The 18,323-nt window shown below is 42.8% G+C and carries 12 protein-coding genes; 5 read left to right on the forward strand and 7 right to left on the reverse strand.

Going from position 1 to position 18,323, the window contains the following annotated elements:
• Position 1 precedes the first annotated feature (1 nt).
• Positions 2-1,402 carry an RtcB family protein gene (locus tag BM176_RS04760; RefSeq protein WP_090100068.1) on the reverse strand — a complete coding sequence of 467 codons (1,401 nt, stop codon included), beginning with the start codon at positions 1,400-1,402 and terminating at the stop codon, positions 2-4.
• A 330-nt stretch (positions 1,403-1,732) separates the two neighbouring features.
• Between BM176_RS04760 and BM176_RS04765 the strand changes: the two genes are divergently transcribed.
• Both BM176_RS04765 and BM176_RS04770 read left to right on the forward strand, forming a co-directional pair.
• Complete coding sequence (locus BM176_RS04765; RefSeq protein ID WP_090100070.1) at positions 1,733-2,110, forward strand: transmembrane 220 family protein; 378 nt, start codon at positions 1,733-1,735, stop codon at positions 2,108-2,110.
• A gap of 224 nt (positions 2,111-2,334) precedes the next feature.
• Entirely contained in the window at positions 2,335-2,694 is a 360-nt protein-coding gene (locus BM176_RS04770; RefSeq protein WP_143097709.1) for a hypothetical protein, read from the forward strand.
• A 160-nt stretch (positions 2,695-2,854) separates the two neighbouring features.
• Here the strand turns inward: BM176_RS04770 and BM176_RS04775 are convergent, their stop codons facing one another.
• From BM176_RS04775 to BM176_RS04800, 6 genes are all read right to left on the reverse strand, one after another.
• The gene (locus BM176_RS04775) at positions 2,855-6,271 is read right to left on the reverse strand and encodes a ThuA domain-containing protein (RefSeq protein WP_090100074.1); all 3,417 of its coding nucleotides are present in this window, start codon (positions 6,269-6,271) and stop codon (positions 2,855-2,857) included.
• A 17-nt stretch (positions 6,272-6,288) separates the two neighbouring features.
• Entirely contained in the window at positions 6,289-7,050 is a 762-nt protein-coding gene (locus BM176_RS04780; protein ID WP_090100076.1) for a ThuA domain-containing protein, read from the reverse strand.
• Between the two features lie 15 nt (positions 7,051-7,065).
• Positions 7,066-7,779 carry a 3-keto-disaccharide hydrolase gene (locus BM176_RS04785; RefSeq protein WP_090100078.1) on the reverse strand — a complete coding sequence of 238 codons (714 nt, stop codon included), beginning with the start codon at positions 7,777-7,779 and terminating at the stop codon, positions 7,066-7,068.
• Positions 7,780-7,856: 77 nt separating this feature from the next.
• Entirely contained in the window at positions 7,857-8,270 is a 414-nt protein-coding gene (locus tag BM176_RS04790; RefSeq protein WP_090101649.1) for a c-type cytochrome, read from the reverse strand.
• 126 nt (positions 8,271-8,396) lie between these two features.
• Positions 8,397-9,449, reverse strand: coding sequence for a sugar phosphate isomerase/epimerase family protein (locus BM176_RS04795; protein ID WP_090100080.1), 1,053 nt, complete (start codon positions 9,447-9,449; stop codon positions 8,397-8,399).
• A complete protein-coding gene (locus BM176_RS04800) occupies positions 9,449-10,612 on the reverse strand; it encodes a Gfo/Idh/MocA family protein (RefSeq protein ID WP_090100082.1) in 1,164 nt (387 codons plus the stop codon). Before BM176_RS04800 ends, BM176_RS04795 begins: the two co-directional genes overlap by 1 nt.
• A gap of 883 nt (positions 10,613-11,495) precedes the next feature.
• On the opposite strand from BM176_RS04800, the gene BM176_RS04805 reads away from it, so the two are divergent.
• From BM176_RS04805 to secA, 3 genes are all read left to right on the forward strand, one after another.
• Positions 11,496-12,245: a glycosyltransferase family 2 protein gene (locus BM176_RS04805; RefSeq protein ID WP_090100084.1), complete on the forward strand. Its 750-nt coding sequence runs from the start codon at positions 11,496-11,498 to the stop codon at positions 12,243-12,245.
• 6 nt (positions 12,246-12,251) lie between these two features.
• Complete coding sequence (locus BM176_RS04810; RefSeq protein WP_090100086.1) at positions 12,252-13,931, forward strand: LIC_10190 family membrane protein; 1,680 nt, start codon at positions 12,252-12,254, stop codon at positions 13,929-13,931.
• A 905-nt stretch (positions 13,932-14,836) separates the two neighbouring features.
• Positions 14,837-18,163, forward strand: a complete 3,327-nt coding sequence (gene secA / locus BM176_RS04815; RefSeq protein WP_090100088.1) for a preprotein translocase subunit SecA — start codon at positions 14,837-14,839, stop codon at positions 18,161-18,163.
• Positions 18,164-18,323 lie beyond the last annotated feature (160 nt).

Below are 18,323 nucleotides of genomic sequence, written 5' to 3' on the forward strand. Positions count from 1 at the left end.
TTTACTCTTTATTCATTCTTACAATACGGGGCAAAAAGCGCCCCTCTACTGCTACCAACTCCTGTTGTGCAGCGATGACCTTTTCAATGTCTTTATAAGCCAGCGGGTTTTCTTCAACGCTTCCACCAATGAGTGTTACACCTGCATCGGACAACATTTTCTTCAGCCCGGAAGCAGTCATATTCTCCCTTGCTCTTTTCCGGCTCATCGCTCTGCCTGCACCATGCGATGCGGAAAACAGCGCATTATCGATACCTTTCCCTCTCACCAGGTATGCCGCTGTTGTCATACTTCCCGGTATGATACCCCATTCTCCTGCATGGGCAGGTGTAGCTCCTTTCCTGTGAATGATCACCTGCCGTCCATCGGCCAGAGTATCTTCCCACGCAAAGTTGTGATGATTCTCTATTGTTGCCAGGCACTGTAATTTCAATGCTTTCAGCAGGTTTGCATGGATCCTTTCATGACATGCTTTTGCATAATCACCTGCCAGGTTCATGCTGAGCCAGTACTCCTGTCCCGCTTCGCTATTTAGATCCAGCCATGCCAGTTGCTGCGCTTCCCTGGGTAATTTACAGGTGTCCATCGCAATTTTGGTATAATGCTGTGCAATGTTTGCACCCAGTCCACGGCTACCGGAATGTGATAACAATGCGAGATAATCTTTGGCTGGAAGCCCCAGTGAATTATCTTCTGCTAATGTGATGATTCCAAATTCAACAAAGTGATTACCACTGCCGGAAGATCCCAGTTGCCGCAATGCTTTCGCCTGCAATTTTTTCAGCAATTCTGTTGACTGAAATACCGGGCTATCTATTACTGCATGCTCCTGATAAAATTCCAGTCCGCCTTCGTTACCGAAATGTGTGTACTCCTTTATTGCCAGTTTTATCTGGTGAGAATATCGTTTCAGAAAACTCTCTCCTTCATCTATAATAGATAAAGCCATACGGCAACCGATATCTACACCAACTGCATAGGGCACTACTGCCTGGTGAGTAGCCAACACACCACCGATTGGTAATCCATAACCTGTGTGTGCATCGGGCATCAATGCTCCTTGTACTGTGATTGGTAAAGACATTGCCAGCTCCATCTGTTTTTTGGCGGAATGCTCTATTTCCTTTGCACCATAGATTTTCAGTTGTCCTGTTTCTTCTAATAATGAAAAGGATTTAAAATTGCAGACTTCTTCTTTGTCGATAAAAGTAGCTGCGATAATGCCTGTTATTGCATCATTGATAAATAACTGCGGATCATTTTTAATACTGGTTAATAATGCAGTAATCTGATCTTTTGTATGATGTTTGAAATGTTTGGATATAATATTAATGACAAGGCTTCTTGTCCTGTCATTTGTATAACCGATTTTACTCAGTTCTTTTGCTTTTAAACTGCCCATATCTGGTGCGGATAATATTTTGTAAATGATAAGACACAAAGCTCCTGACGGAACCTTTTTGTCCCATAATGCTGTAGAGATAGCAATTCCCTTCCGCAGGCGCAGATATAGCAGGCAATAGCATTTCAGCGTATTGATAATAGATCACTACTGGTGCTTATCCAGATAATTTAAATGGAAATGATGCCTGTTAGGCAGCGGGCGAAAGGGGCGATATGTGAATACGTTCTGTCATGATTCCTTGAATTTTAGAAGTGAATAATAAGGAATGCGGACGCAAAGATATATCTTTTATCTATTATCTTCGCGTATCGCTCATAAAATTTCTTTATGAAAATATTCAACATCTTTTTCTGCGTCGTGTTTATCATTTTTGCAGGACTGCAATACAATGATCCTGATCCATATGTATGGATGCCTATCTATTTATATGGGGCCTTCTTTTGTGCGCTGGCAGCCAGAAAGAAATTTCACAGGAAAGCATACCTGCTGGGTGTTTTCGTTTACCTGGTATATGCAGCTTATCTCTTCTTTGATAAAACCGGTGTACTCGACTGGGCAATAGAACATCATGGTGAGAATATTGCAGGTACGATGAAAGCATCTACACCGTGGATAGAGGAAACACGTGAGTTTTTCGGGTTGTTTATTGTAATCATCGTGCTAATGATCAACTACTTTTATGCAGGAAAGTTTTCTAAGAAATAAGCGCTTTAAAAGCGTTTATTTCTTAGAAAACCTGAGAATCAATATGCAAAAAAATAATCGTGGATTTACAAAAAAACATGTAAATTCAGTCTATCATTTAACCCATAGACACATTACAAAAGCGTTGTTCCCACTGGCACTGCAAGAGTTCCAGTTTATTGCATACCATTTTTAAATTACCATTAAACCATTTTCAAAACCCACAATCACAAACCATTATTACTATGAAAAAGTTACCCGTTTTCGCACTATTTGTGTGCGCTTTGTTTGCTATGTCAAGCTCTTCAGCTCATAGCCCTGTTGAAAAAATTAAACTCAATATCAAACATGCTACCAGAGCCGGGTATGCAAGTAGCGGTACTTTACCCAATGGCAATACTTATTCGGTAGTTGGAGGTAGTACTCCTAGTTCTATTAGCTTTTACAATAGCGGAGGTTCTTTCCTTGGCTCATATTCCTTTAGCCGGGAAGGTACTTATTATTACGTAGCACATCCAACAAAAGTGCCTACAGGTTATGTTCGTGTGGACATCGTTGATTCTCCAACACAAAGTACGATCACTTTTTACACTGAACTACCTTAATAAGAACAAACTCATTTCCCATAAAGAATGTACAATAACTTCTTATTTCCAGGTGGAAATGATAATATCTCATACTGAGAATTATATGTACTTTAATTCTCAGTATGCATAAAAAAGCCCCGGAAAATTTCCGGGGCGTTTTTTATTATAGCATGTTTTTTTACTTTGTCTGTAACTGGAACGATGTTATTCCCAACGATGTTTTCTCATTCGCATTGGCCGCTTTAATACGGAAATACAATGTGTGTCGTTTGCTATCTGAAACAGGTGCAATGGAAATGATTGCGTTATTAGGCACTTTCTCTTTTGCTCCAGGGCCTATCGTTACTTCTCCCAGTTTAGTACCATCCATCTTATCCAGAAATGCTTCTACCACATAACCATACAGCAGCGGCCCTTGTGAATGATAGATAATGTTGATACCGCTGACTGTTGTCAGATCAATATCATGATAAGCAACCCATCCGTTTGCAGTAGGGATCAGCAATTTCAGCCCATCCATTTCAAAGGAAGATACACCATCTGAATTATCTGATTCTGTAGCACCCAGTTTAGGATTACGCAGCATAATTACATCACTGCCGGTAATAGGCTTGATACCAGGACCACCTTTATCGGTATAACTGGCCATGATATACAAGATACCCTTATCCTTTTCTGGATTACCAACAGTGGCATCTATAGTACCTACCAGTGGCAGGGAAACCGGTTTCTTTACATTTCCTCCAAGAGACATTACATATTCTACCAGCTGATGCGCTTCTCCCTGTGTTAAGGTAGGATGTGCAGACATCGCCGTTTCACCCCATACTCCACTACCGCCTTTGATAATCTTGTTTATCAGATATTCGTATACGTTAGGGTCATCTTTATATTTATCTGCCACCTGTTTAAAGGATGGGCCGATAGATTTTTCATCCGGTTTATGACAGGTTTTACAATCTCCGGATTCCACCATATTCTTACCGGCAATAGCGCCTGTTATGATCTGGTGTCCCTGCTGAGGAATACCTGCTTTATCATTGCCTTCCATATACTCTGCCCGGATAAATACATTGCCCATATCAATCTTCTTGTCTGCAACAGAACCATCTTCCTTATCATTCACCACAACACTGTAATAAACAAATTTACCAGGGAAGTAGAACATTTTATTACCGGTGATATTCACCTTTACATCAGGTGTTTCATTTCCGGCATATAGTTCAACGCCCTTGCTGCGGGTAGTAGTTCCCTTATCATCCCTTACTTCCACAGACACCGCATATTCTCCGGCAGTTGTGTAAGTAAATTCTAGTTCAGGTTCTGTTGTTTCCTTTTTAGTACCATTACCGAGATACCAGAGATAAGTCAGCTTATCACCATCAGGATCTTTTGATCCTTTGGCACTCAGTTTTACCTTAAATGGTAAACCTCCGGATAATTTACTGGCTTCCAGCTCCGCAACAGGAGCACGATTACCACCATTGTAATCAATACGGGCCAGGCCGGCATCCTTATTTTTGCTGAACCAACCATTACCATATTCCAGTATGTAAATGCGACCATCAGGTCCCATTTCCATATCTATTATGGCATTGAACTTAGTACCTGGCATAAATGGCTCCATCTTGGAGAGGTCATTATTCTTATCAAAAGTTACCGCCTTGATCCATCCACGCATCCAGTCATAAATAAAGAACTTACCATTATAGTAATCCGGGAAACGGGTTTCCTGAGGATAAAATTCATTATAGTATACAGGGCCTGCCATCGCATTACGGCCACCACTACCTATAGAAGGGAAGTCGGGCGATTTGGCATATGGATACCATATCATCGCTGGTTGCGCCGGAGGCAGATTTTTTAACCCGGTATTATTACGGGAGTTGTTCACCGGCTTGGCAGGATCAAAAGCAGGGCCGCTTTCACCAGTTTCATAATTGTATAAACGGTAAGGATAGTTGTTACCCACAAACATCGGATACCCGTAGTTGCCTGGTTTCTTTGCCTGGTTGATTTCATCATACCCGCGCGGACCGCGGTTAGGATCATCATTATTGGCATCCGGCCCTACTTCACCCCAATATAAATAACTGTTCTTGCGATCTACTGAAATACGGTAGGGGTTACGTGTACCCATTGCATATATTTCAGGTTTTGTATTTGGAGTTCCTGGCTTGAACAGGTTCCCTTCAGGAATGGTATAAGTACCATCTGCGTTAATTTTTATACGCAGGATTTTACCCCGCAACTCGTTGGTATTTGCAGATGTACGTCGACCATCATATTGCAGATGACCAGGACGGTCATCCAACGGAGCAAAACCATTGTTTACATATTTCTGTCCGGGTTCATCAAACGGGGTACTGTTATCACCGGTAGAGAGATATAACAATCCTCCGGGACCAAAAGCAATAGACCCACCGGTATGACAACAGATATTACGTTGTGAATACAGTTGCAGAATTACTTTTTCAGATGCCGTATCTATCACATTATTCTCAAACTTGAAACGGGATAATCTGTTCACAGAAGTATCTGCAGGAGAATAATAAATGTAGATGTAATGGTTCATGGTGAAATCAGGATCGGCACACAATCCGAGTACGCCTTCTTCAGCATTTACATTCGGTATTTCTGTTTTATAATATACCCGCAGGAAACCTGCCTGCGATAATTTACGCGTTTTCTGGTCGAAGTACATGATTTCACCACGACGTTGTGCTACCAGAATATTCAGGTCTGGCAATACCGTCATTTCCGTAGGTTCAAAGAACTCACCAGAAACAAGTACGTTCTTGGTGAAGCGATCTTCTTCAGGTACACGTAATGTGTTCGCCTTACTGTAATCCAGAATCTGATTATTCCCTATGGCATACTTGATCCCACCCAGGATATGTGCCAGGTAATTCGCTTCTGTGTAAGATTCTTCCGTATGGCCTAATTCTGTGTAGAAGGCACGGCCACCATCATACTCATGATACCAGCTGATTGGATGATCAGCACCATTGGTACCACCCTGGTATGTTTTTTCATCTACGGTGATCAGTACATGTGTACTCTTATTGATCTTCTTAAAATTGTACCACTCGTCTGCATGTTCCCATTTTTCAGGCAACTTAACAGTAGCTGCAAATGATTTATCCTTTACCGTTAGCGTGGCTTTGTGTATGCCTGCAGGATGATTATCGAAATAAGCACCTACCAGTAAGCCATACCAGCCCCATTCATACTCTGTATCTGTAGCGGCATGGATCCCTACGAAACCACCGCCCGACTGGATATATCTTTCAAAATCTGCCTCCTGATAGTTGTTCAGTACATCTCCGGTGGTATTCAGAAAGATAACGGCAGCATACTTTTGCAGGGTATCTTCTGTAAAATTGGCAGCATTCTCTGTGGTGTCTACATCAAAACCATTTTCTTTTCCCAGCTTTTGAATGGCTTTAATACCGGTAGGGATAGAAGCGTGCCGGAAGCCGGCCGTTTTGGTAAATACCAGCACCCTGGGATTGCCGGGGCGGATTTTCTTTTCGCAACTGGACATTACTGTTCCCAGTAATACCAGCAGCATACATACGTACCTGATTTGCATGTTAGTCTATGTTGAATCTATGATTTCTTCTTATCGGCCTTTATGCCCATTGCATAACGGAGTCCTCCTAATACATGTTGCAGGTATACGGGGTCTGCATAGGATTCTTTTGTATGCCCCATTTCTGTATAAAACGCACGTCCTCCTTCAAAATTATGATACCAGCACATGGGATGGTTATCCCCATTTGTTCCGCCTTCATAGGAATGTTCGTCTATTTTAATCAGTACATGCACATCCGGATTCAGGTTCTTGAAATTATACCATTCATCCCAGCGTTCCCATTTTTCACCCAGGTGGCGGGTAGCATCGTTATCCCGGTCAACCACCAGTAATGTAGCGTTTTGTTGTTTAGGATGATTAGAGAACCAGGCTCCTACCAGTTTATTGTACCAGGGCCAGTCGTACTCTGTATCAGAAGCTGCATGAATTCCCATATATCCTCCACCGTTATGGATGTATGTTTCCATCGCAGTTTGTTCTTCTTCATTAAGCACATTACCGGTAGTGTTCAGGAAGAGGATAGCGGCATATTTTTTCAGATCCTTAAGATTAAATACGCTGGCATTTTCTGTAGTATCTATTTCGAAACCATTTTCCTGTCCGAGTTTTGCTACAGCCAGCTTACCTGCAGGGATACAGTCATGGTGGAAACCTGCTGTTTTATAAAACACCAGCAGTCGTGGTTTGGGCTTTGCCTGAACAGGTATGAGGGGCAAAACTGCCAGCACTAATATAAATGCTGGCAGTAATAGTTTTTTGACGTGGATAGTATTCATAAGTTATATTGTAAATTATAATACAAGGATTTTGATATCACGATACCAAACCTGGTCGCCATGATCCTGTAATGCTATATGTCCTTTTGCATATTCACCAAAGCCTTTCCAGTTTTTGAATTTACTGTTTGCCAGCATTTCTTTCCACTCTGCACTACCGATTGTAGTTTCTACTGTTTTAGTACCATTGAGCCAGAAAGTAAGGTGACCGTCTTTCTTCAGGATTCTTACTTTATTCCATTCGCCCACTGGTTTTGCGGCATTGCTTACAGCCTTCTTCAGGTCATACAGATCACCGGAATTGTGTTTGGTGATTTTACCATCCGGATGTTTTGCATCGTCCAATACCTGCATTTCGGGACCTGTCAGATAGGTAGCACCAAATTTTGGATCTTCATGTACACTGAAAATGATTCCACTGTTTCCACCTTCAGAGATTTTCCATTCCAGTGATAATTCATAGTTTTCATATTCATCGTTGGTAACGAGATCGCCACCTTCGGCACCATTCTTTTTAGCAGCTTCGTCGGTGGTTAATGCACCATCCTGTACCTGCCAGGAAGCGGTTGCTTCACTTTTCAGATAAGTATGCCAGCCGGCTTTATCAGTACCATCAAATAGTAATTTCCATCCTGCTTTTTTTTCTTTGGCAGTGAGGGTATTAATTTGCTGGGCAGCCGTGGTTAATGAGATCAGGCTGAGCGCCAGAACGGGAACAATATTCTTCATGATGAGTTTTTTTATAGTTGGACCTGAACGTGAAAAGTAAAAAGAGGCTGACTAAATTAGTCAGCCTTTATGTGTAATTATCTCAAAGACAGTATGTACTTCACCATTTCTTTAGCATCGTCTTTTGGCAGATCAGCATGAGGAAGCATTGCTACTTCACCCCAGTTACCGCTACCACCTTTGATGACTTTATCTACCAGCATATCAATGTTGGCATCTGTAGCTTCATACTTCTTGGCTACATCTTTGTAAGCAGGACCTACCAGTTTCATGTCTACCTTATGACAGGTTTTACAATCTTTCTGCTCTATCAAAGCTGCACCTTTAGAAGCTGCGGCCTCAGCTGCACCTGCTTTTACCATGGAATTATCTACAGGAGTTTCACTGCTCGCTGCTTCTTCTTTCTTTTCGCTGTTTGAGTCTTTACCTCCACCGCAGGATGCCAGGAAAATTGCACTCAATACCAATGGCGCCAAAAAACGCATTCTCATTTTTAATTCATTTATAAGTTTCCGAAATTCAAATTTGACCTGCAAAAGATAAAAATAATTATTATGACGAATATTCAGGGATGAATATGATATCCGGTAGCCTCCTTCAATCATAATATTCATACATTACAATCCTAATATTTTCTTATTCAATGCTTCATCCCCTCCACTACCGGCAAAGTCGTCGAACGCTTTTTCGGTAACACGGATAATATGATCTTTGATGAATGGTGCACCTTCCCTGGCACCATCTTCTGGATGCTTAATACAGCACTCCCATTCCATCACTGCCCAACCGGCAAAATCATACTGGGTTAGTTTACTGAAGATAGATTTAAAATCCACCTGTCCGTCGCCCAGGGAGCGGAATCTGCCCGGACGGTCAATCCATCCCTGATAGCCTCCGTATACACCGGAACGGCCGGTGGGATTAAATTCTGCATCCTTTACATGGAACATCTTTATTTTCTCATGATAGATATCTATGTATTGCAGATAATCAAGGCATTGCAGCACAAAATGGCTTGGATCGTAGAGCAGGCATGCACGGGAATGGTTACCGGACGCTTCCAGGAAGCGTTCGTAAGTAGCTCCATCATGCAGGTCTTCTCCCGGGTGAATTTCATAACATACATCTACCCCATTTGCATCAAACTCATTCAGGATAGGCAGCCAGCGTTTTGCCAGTTCTTTGAATCCGTCTTCCACCAGGCCCGCAGGGCGTTGTGGCCACGGATATACAGTATGCCACATCAGTGATCCGCTAAAGGTAGCATGTGCATTTAATCCCAGGTTTCTGCTGGCCTTTGCTGCATATTTCAACTGGTTTATTGCCCATTCTGTTCTTGCAGCAGGATTCCCTCTTTTATCTGCCGGTGCAAATCCGTCAAACATATCATTATAAGCGGGATGTACTGCCACCAGTTGTCCCTGCAGGTGCGTAGACAATTCAGTGATTTCCAGTCCGGCAGCATTCACGATTCCTTTGATTTCATCTGCATAGGTTTTGCTTTCCGCAGCCTTTTGCAGATCCAGGATTTTAGGATCGTTGGTAGGGATCTGCACGCCTTTAAAGCCAAGGCTTGCCGCCCATTTACAGATGTTTTCCAGTGTGTTGAAAGGCGCTTTGTCACCAAGGAACTGCGCCAGGAATATACCAGGTCCTTTTATCGTTTTCATTATATTTCAAATTTTGTCCATTTCTGCTCACTTTGTCCGGATCTCACAACGTTATCAATAAATGCCATACCGCGCACACCTTCTGCTACACTTGGGAAATCCAGTGCTTCAGCTGAAGGAGTGGTACCGTTTATTTTAGCTTGTAATGTAAGTGCAAAATTGCGGTACAGGTTACCAAATGCTTCCAGGTATCCTTCCGGATGACCTCCCGGAGTACGGGAGTTATGAGTAGCATAGCTGCTCTGATAACCACCATAGTTGTTACCCGCACGGTATACCTGTGTTGGCTTATCAGACCATTTTACCAACAGGGTATTCGGCTCCATCTGTGACCATTCAAGACCGCCATTTTCGCCATACATCCTTATTTTCAGGGCATTTTCTTCACCGGCAGCTACCTGTGATGCAATCAGCACTCCGGAAGCACCATTGTCGAAACGCAATAGTACAGCTCCATCATCATCCAGACCACGGCCTGGTACTACAATGTTCAGATCGGCACACAACTGTTCAATTTTTGCGCCACTGATATATTCTGCGAGATTAGCAGCATGAGTTCCGATATCTCCCATACAACCACTCTTACCAGAGCGTTTAGGATCTGTTCTCCAGGCAGCACCCGCATTATCCTTTTCAGTAGGCTTGCTCAGCCAGCCCTGCGGATATTCTACATAGACCTTGCGGATCTTTCCAAACACACCTTCTTTTACCATCTGGCGGGCCTGTTTTACCAGTGGGTAGCCGGTATATGTATGTGTAAGTAATAGTGTAAGTCCAGTTTCTTCTACTTTCGCCTTCAGCTGTTTTGCCTCATCGAGGGTAAAAGTGATCGGCTTTTCCACTACTACGTTAAAGCCTTTATCTAAGGCCATCATAGCGGGTTCAAAGTGTGCGAAATTGGGTGTTACAATGGTAATAAAGTCCAGTTTTTCAGCTGCGGGTAAAGCTGCTTCTTTTTCCAACATGGTCTTATAGTCCGTATAAGTACGGCTGGGGTCCAGGAATAACATTTTCCCTGACTCTATAGCCACTTCCGGGTGTACACTCAGGGCACCTGCTTTGAGTTCTACAAGTCCATCCATGTTAGCTGCAATACGATGAATTGCACCGATGAAGGCATCTTTTCCGCCTCCGATCATTCCCATTCTTAACTTACGGTTCATTAGCAAAACGTTTATTCTTTAGACGATTGAGTTGCCTGTTTAAAATTCCCGGGCATGCCGGAGAGGATTATTTTTGTTTTTCACGCGGACTGGGCTACTCTAATTTTAGCTTAATTCCGGAATCTAATATATAAAAAAGTAAAGGCAACGATCAATATAATAGGAAATTTCATACCCTTCATATAGTCGGTTATCGGTCAAAATCAATGCAGCAGGGATTTTGGACTACAAATCAATTTTACAAAAACCTGGCGCCGTTGCTCCCGATTCCCCTTATGTTGAATGCTGAGTGCTGTTGATCATCAAATACGCTGAATCTGCCTGTTTTGTGCGCTATTGGGCTTTAGAATAAGGTTAGAGATTAGTTTGACAATTATGCTTCACCAGTTAATCACGGCAGATAAGGCGTATTTATATGATCAACAGCTGCCCATGCCTGGTATTCTTTTGAAATGACGACCGTTATGGTATTGCCATGTCTTTGGTATGGCTTTCCCGATAATAACAGGTAAAGAGGCTAGCGGACACAGCACGTTGATACTTAAGTGTATAATCAACACTTTTTAGTATATTTTGTACACGCTATTAAATAGTAAATGGAATATAATTATCAGGAAATTGAAAGAATAATAGGATAAAGGCCAATATGTTATAAAAAATAAAGAGCCGGATAAGACTACCCGGCTCTTGTTTACTATCCTATGAAAACCCTAATACTGTAAAGGTAGAGTGTTGTAACAAATATAGGTGTTAAACAGTCGTTAATATTGTAACTTTTTTATATCTACCTCTTTATATAGATGATGAATAATTTTTTTTCTACATAACTTTTTTGCTTCTTTGCACACGTTTATCGGTGGTATACCATTAGAAAATTGTCATTATGTCAGAACATCTGCTTTCCGTGATCATTCCCGCATTTAATGAGTCAAGGTTTATTTATGATATCCTTGAAAGGGTAGACGCTGTACAACTTATTGAAGATGTACAAAAAGAGCTGGTTGTGGTAGATGATCATTCTACTGATACTACTGGTGAAGAAGTGGCTCGTTTTAGTGCAAAATATCCGCATGTAAAGCTGCAGTATATCCGTCATGAAGTGAATCAGGGTAAAGGTGCAGCCATCCGTACCGGTATTCAGAAGGCCAGTGGTCATTACCTGATTATCCAGGATGCTGATCTTGAATACAATCCGGAAGAATATAACCGTTTGCTGAAGCCTATATTGCAGGGCGTAGCCGATGTTGTGTTTGGTAGCCGGTTTATGGGCGATGGTCCTCACCGGATTCTTTTCTTCTGGCATACCATTGGCAATAAGTTCCTGACCTTCCTGTCCAATGCGCTCACGAACCTGAACCTGACGGATATGGAAACCTGCTACAAGTTGTTCCGCAGTCAAATCATCAAACAGGTAGAGCTGAAAGAGAACCGTTTTGGATTTGAGCCGGAAGTAACGGCCAAAATCAGCCGTATTCCTAAAATAAGGATCTACGAAGTAGGTATTGCTTATTATGGCCGTACCTATGAAGAAGGCAAGAAAATTAATTATAAGGATGGGTTCCGGGCTATTTACTGTATCCTGAAATACAACCTTTTCGCCAGACAGAAAAGCCCGATCGTCATCGAAAAATAACTTACCATGCTGTTCCTGTTACTCAAGTTCCTGTATATTATTATACTGTCTTTTCTGTATGGATACTTCCCGCAAAAGTTTCTGAGCAGAATCCTGAAAAATGAACAGGAACAGCCCTCTTTCCCGCTAACAGTGCTAACAGGACTATTCTGGATATGCATTTTCGCAGCTATTCTATCCATCTTCATTCCGTTAAGTGCAGGTGCCCATGCATTGATTCTGGTGGGAGCACTTCTGAATTTCTTCTTTTACAGACAAGCAATCATCCAGCAGATCCGTGCTTATATACAAGCTGCCCGTGCTGCTTCTGGTGGCCTCAAGGCATTCTTTGCTGCGGCTGTGCTGTATGTATTATACTTATCGGCACAACCTTCTTTTACATATGATGAAGGCCTGTACTACGCTCAGTTCATCAAATGGATGCAGTACTATCCTACTGTTCCCGGACTGGCCAACCTGCATGTGCGGTTCGGCTTTAATTCGCACTGGCATGTATTGGCGGCCGTTTTTAACTTCTCATGGATTCCCGGAGCCGCCGGCAATCATCTGAATGGAGTACTCTATCTGATGGTAGTGCTATATTTACTACCACGTAAACAGGACACTACGTTTATCCGTGCCCTTAAAGCAGGACTGCTGATCCTGATCAATATGCCGCAGGTATGTGTATATAATATCATTGCCCCTGCGGCAGACCTCCCGGTGTTTTACCTTGGCTGTTTGATAGTTGTGGTGTGGCTGGAAAATAAATCAACCGATCTGCTGGCTGGTCCTGGTGCTGTGTTTCTTTTATTGGCACCTTTATTCCTTGTCACAGTAAAAGTTTCTGCGGTACCGGTATTACTGCTTACAGCGCTTTTTTTACTACAATCGTTACGCAAGCACTATTACACCAGGGTGTTAAGCATTCTTAGCATTGGAGTGGTGATGTTAGTCCCCTGGCTGATACGTAATATTATATTATCAGGTTATCCGCTGTTCCCGATGGAATTACCTGATCTGTTTCACACCGGCTGGAGAGTACCTCTTTCCGTAGTTCATGCTACCCGTCAGGATATTACCGCATTTGCCTTTTACCGCGCTGCGGATATTGCGAAATTTATGACTGATAGCTGGTCGCAACGATTTGTGACATGGTTTGGACAGCACCTCCGGGTGTATGACAAGCTCCTGTTGCTTGTTACGATTATATCTCCGCTGATCGTTTATCTGCGCCGCAAATCTCTTCCTGAAAATTTCCTGCCCTTATATGCATTCCTGATGCTGGGCTGCTGCTTCTGGCTAAGCCAGGCACCAGATCCCCGTTTTGCATATAGCTATCTGGTACCGTTATTAGTAATAACCTTCCTTCTCGGCTTTCCGCTGTTACAAAATACCCGTTATGTATTAGCGCTGTCATTGCTTGCAACATTGTTGTTCCAGGCAGGGACTGTTGTTTTACAGAAAAGACTACATCAAACATTCCTTACAGAAGGAATGGTAAAAGATACACCACATCAGCTGTGGCTAACACCTACACCTTACACGCAACAGGCTGTTGCCGTCCATGAGACTCCTTTTCATCTCTATGTCCCGCTTAATACAGAATTATGTTGGGATACTCCTCTCCCCTGCGCAGATCATATGCCCCAGGGTGTAAAAATGAGAGGAACTTCTCTGAGGGATGGGTTTGTAAATGAGAAATAACTTCTTCAGTGCTATAAACTTGTTGGTTTATAGCTAGTTCACTTTGTCATTGGACATTATAAACCGGATTTCGGATTAACGATTTCTCTTGTCTTATCTCATAAGGCCAGGACATTGATTTATCTTGAAATCCTATATGCTTATAAGCTGCTAGGCCTGTTCCTATAAGGTTCTACCTAGGTTTATATAAGCTTAGCTTATAGGAACCTTATAAGAAGGTTATAGGAAGGTAGGTAGCAGCTTATAAGAAAAGAGGATTTATACAGTACCATAGCAGGTTTCAGGGGGTATAAAGTGAGAGTAATAACAGATTTCAGAGTGTCTAGCCTATTCTTTGTAAGGTTTTTGATCAAAAACCTTACAAAGAATAGGCTAGAAGTAAAGTTGTTTAATCTCTTACATTTTGTTGCCAAATCTTAGCGCTGACAATCGAAATATCAAATTGATTTTCTCATGTTAACTAATTGATTATTAGCGATCATGGAACAAAAATATTTCTCCTGAACTTGATTTTTCATAAAAAAAGCACCTACATTTACATAGTACTTATCACGCTACTTTGTTAGATCAGCGTTCCGCGGTAAGACTTTTACATTTAAATTTTACTTTTCTCATAATCCTTCCTTGGCTAGTGGTTTCATCACTATGTTAAGGGGGGATTTTTATTTAGAAAGAATTGTCGCTCCTTATTTGATACAATACCTGGTCATTTTTGAGAATATCCTAACTGAGATCATTATGCGCTCAACTATGTGCAAATTATTCCTAATTTTACAGGCCTCACAAGAACCGGAGATAATATGACACCTTGTCATCGGAGTGTTCCAAGCATAATATTTGGATAGTGTGGGAGACCGACAACTGAGAGAACAACTATTTTAACAATCATTAGTAATAAATTAGACATGTTAGGTTTTTTAACAAAACTTTTTGGCGGGCATAAATCGGAGAAGGATATCAAATTGATCCTGCCCGTTGTAAAGCAGATCAATGACGCGTTTGAAAAACTGCAATCCCTGCCTGTAGACCAATTGCGTAACAAAACACAGGAATTCCGTCAACGTATAAATGCCCATCTGGAAAAGATAGACAGTGTTATTGCAGAACGGCAATCCACAGCTGAAACAGCGGAGGACGTTACTGAAAAAGATACTGTTTACCAGGAAATAGATAAGCTGAAGAAAGACCGTGACAAACAACTGGAAGAAGTATTGGAGCAACTGTTACCAGAGGCTTTTGCCGTGGTAAAAGAAACCGCCCGCCGCTTTACACAGAATACCACGATCACAGCGAAAGCTACTGAACTGGACCGCCAATTGGCAGTGAAGAAGGATTATGTCACTATTCAAGGTGACAATGTGACGTGGAAAAATACCTGGACGGCAGCCGGAAGCCCTGTTACCTGGAACATGATTCATTATGATGTACAGTTGATCGGTGGTATGGTACTCCATCAGGGTAAAATATCCGAAATGGCTACGGGTGAAGGTAAAACACTGGTGTCTACCCTCCCTGCTTACCTGAATGCTCTGGCAGGGCAAGGGGTACATATCGTAACCGTGAATGATTACCTCGCTCGTCGTGACTCCGAATGGAACGGTCCGATCTTCGAATTCCTGGATATTACTGTTGATTGTATAGATAAACATCAGCCCAATACACCGGAACGCCGCAACGCTTATCTGGCAGGCATCACTTATGGAACCAATAACGAATTCGGTTTCGACTACCTGCGTGATAACATGGTGCATACTCCGGATGAAATGGTACAGCGCAAACACCACTATGCTATGGTGGATGAGGTGGATAGTGTACTGATCGATGATGCGCGTACTCCGCTGATCATCTCCGGCCCTATCCCACGTGGTGATGAACAGGAGTTCCATGCACTGAAGCCCCGCGTTCAGCGCCTGATGGATGCACAGAAAAAAGCAACTACACAATACCTGCTGGAAGCAAAGAAACTGATAGCTGAGGGTAAAGATGATCCTAAAACAGGTGGTCTGGCCCTGATGCGTGCATGGCGTGGTTTACCAAAGAACAGCGCACTCATTAAATACCTTAGTGAACCAGGTATCAAAGTGCTGCTGCAAAAAGCAGAAAACTACTACCTGGCAGATCAGCAACGCGAAATGCCGAAAGTAGATGAAGAACTGTACTTCAGCATCGATGAAAAAAATAACAGTGTAGACCTGACCGATAAGGGTATCTCCCTGATCACCCAGTCCGGAGAAGATCCACACTTCTTCATCATGCCGGATGTAGGTTCTGAGATCGCTGAGATCGAGAAACTGGAACTGACTGCAGACGAAAAACTGCATCGTAAAGATACCCTGCTGCAGGACTTTGCACTGAAATCTGACAGGATCCACTCCGTACAACAATTACTGAAAGCATATACACTGTTCGATATCGACGTGGAATACGTGGTGATGGATGGTAAAGTGAAGATAGTAGATGAACAGACTGGTCGTATCCTGGATGGCCGCCGTTATTCCGACGGTTTACATCAGGCGATAGAAGCAAAGGAAAACGTAAAAGTGGAAGCTGCTACACAGACCTTCGCTACCGTTACTCTTCAGAACTACTTCCGTATGTATCACAAACTGGCCGGTATGACCGGTACAGCAACTACAGAAGCTGGTGAGTTCTGGGAAATATACAAGCTGGACGTGGTAACCATCCCAACCAACCTGCCTATTACCCGTAAAGACTCTGAAGATCTTGTATACAAGACCAAACGCGATAAATATAAAGCTGTTATTGAAGAAGTGAAGCAGTTACAGGCAGCCGGAAGGCCCGTACTGGTAGGTACTACCTCTGTGGAAGTATCTGAACTGCTGAGCAAAATGCTCACCTTCGAAAAAGTACAGCACAACGTATTGAACGCTAAACAGCACGCCCGTGAAGCCCAGATAGTGGCAGAAGCTGGTCTGGCTGGTGCCATCACGATCGCTACCAACATGGCTGGTCGTGGTACGGATATCAAGCTGGGAGCTGGTGTCAAAGAAGCTGGTGGTTTGGCCATCATTGGTACAGAACGCCATGAAAGCCGTCGTGTTGACCGCCAGTTGCGTGGTCGTGCCGGTCGTCAGGGAGATCCGGGAACGTCACAGTTCTTTGTGTCCCTGGAAGATGACCTGATGAGGATGTTCGGTTCCGACCGTATTGCCGGACTGATGGACCGTATGGGCTATAAAGAAGGCGAAGTGATCCAGCACAGCATGATCACCCGTTCTATTGAAAGGGCGCAAAAGAAAGTGGAAGAAAACAACTTCGGCATCCGTAAGCGTCTCCTTGAATATGATGATGTGATGAACAAACAGCGTACTGTAATTTATGCTAAACGTAACCACGCCTTGTTTGGCGAACGTTTGGCCATAGATATAGACAACGCTTTTTATGATGTGGCATTAAGCCTGGTAACCAGTCACAGGGAAACGGCAGATCATGAAGCATTCAAACTGGATGTGATCATCAATTTCGCTGTTGATACTGATATTACTCCGGAAGAACTGGTAAAAGGAGATATTAATGCGCTGGCATCCCGTCTATACCATCAGGCGAAAGATAATTACCAGCGTAAAACGCAGGAACTGGCAGATAACACCCTGCCTGTAATCCAGCAGATCCATAAAGAACAGGGCCATCAGATAGAGAATATCTCTATTCCTTTTACAGATGGTAAAAAAGGCATGAACGTACTGGCCAACCTGGAGAAAGTGGTAAGCAGCAAAGGCTTTGAAACCATCAATGCATTGGAACGCAGTATTACCCTTACCCTCATAGATGAGTCATGGAAAGAACATCTGCGTGCTATGGACGACCTGAAACAATCTGTACAGGGTGCCGTATACGAGCAGAAAGATCCATTACTGATCTATAAATTCGAAGCGTTCAACCTCTTCAAACAAATGGATGGCGACACAAGCCGTGAAATCGTTTCTTTCCTCAGCAAATGCGGTATCCCTACTCAGGATGATAACCGTCAGCAACAACAGCCGGTGCAGATCCGCGAAGGCCGTGAAGAAAGGACTGATATGAGCCGTATGCGTGCTTCCCATCAGGAATTTGAAGGTGCTGTACCTGCCGATGTGCAGGAATATGCTACCAATGCAGAACCTGTGAAACAAGACCCGATTCGTAACACTGGTCCAAAAGTAGGCCGTAACGATCCTTGTCCTTGTGGAAGCGGTAAGAAATACAAACAATGTCACGGTAAAGATTTTTAACCGTACAGTATAAATTATAAGAGTCCCGTCCCGGTATACCCAGGACGGGATTTTTTTTAGGGACTGAACTAAAGTAAAATGATGTTGTTAAGAATTATGTAAAAGCGGTTTAGTCTCCATCCCCACTCCCGGGAGAATATCCCTTTTTAGTCAGCGGCTT

It is taken from the genome of Chitinophaga sp. CF118, from assembly GCF_900112615.1.
Classification (GTDB): domain Bacteria; phylum Bacteroidota; class Bacteroidia; order Chitinophagales; family Chitinophagaceae; genus Chitinophaga.

Bases quoted from the DNA above. Each gene is read 5' to 3' on its own strand.
- BM176_RS04780 (WP_090100076.1), bottom strand. From the start codon at position 7,050: ATGAATACTATCCACGTCAAAAAACTATTACTGCCAGCATTTATATTA.
- BM176_RS04795 (WP_090100080.1), bottom strand. From the start codon at position 9,449: ATGAAAACGATAAAAGGACCTGGTATATTCCTGGCGCAGTTCCTTGGT.
- BM176_RS04785 (WP_090100078.1), bottom strand. From the start codon at position 7,779: ATGAAGAATATTGTTCCCGTTCTGGCGCTCAGCCTGATCTCATTAACC.
- BM176_RS04790 (WP_090101649.1), bottom strand. From the start codon at position 8,270: ATGAGAATGCGTTTTTTGGCGCCATTGGTATTGAGTGCAATTTTCCTG.
- BM176_RS04805 (WP_090100084.1), top strand. From the start codon at position 11,496: ATGTCAGAACATCTGCTTTCCGTGATCATTCCCGCATTTAATGAGTCA.
- BM176_RS04800 (WP_090100082.1), bottom strand. From the start codon at position 10,612: ATGAACCGTAAGTTAAGAATGGGAATGATCGGAGGCGGAAAAGATGCC.
- BM176_RS04775 (WP_090100074.1), bottom strand. From the start codon at position 6,271: ATGCAAATCAGGTACGTATGTATGCTGCTGGTATTACTGGGAACAGTA.
- BM176_RS04770 (WP_143097709.1), top strand. From the start codon at position 2,335: ATGAAAAAGTTACCCGTTTTCGCACTATTTGTGTGCGCTTTGTTTGCT.
- secA (WP_090100088.1), top strand. From the start codon at position 14,837: ATGTTAGGTTTTTTAACAAAACTTTTTGGCGGGCATAAATCGGAGAAG.
- BM176_RS04765 (WP_090100070.1), top strand. From the start codon at position 1,733: ATGAAAATATTCAACATCTTTTTCTGCGTCGTGTTTATCATTTTTGCA.
- BM176_RS04760 (WP_090100068.1), bottom strand. From the start codon at position 1,402: ATGGGCAGTTTAAAAGCAAAAGAACTGAGTAAAATCGGTTATACAAAT.
- BM176_RS04810 (WP_090100086.1), top strand. From the start codon at position 12,252: ATGCTGTTCCTGTTACTCAAGTTCCTGTATATTATTATACTGTCTTTT.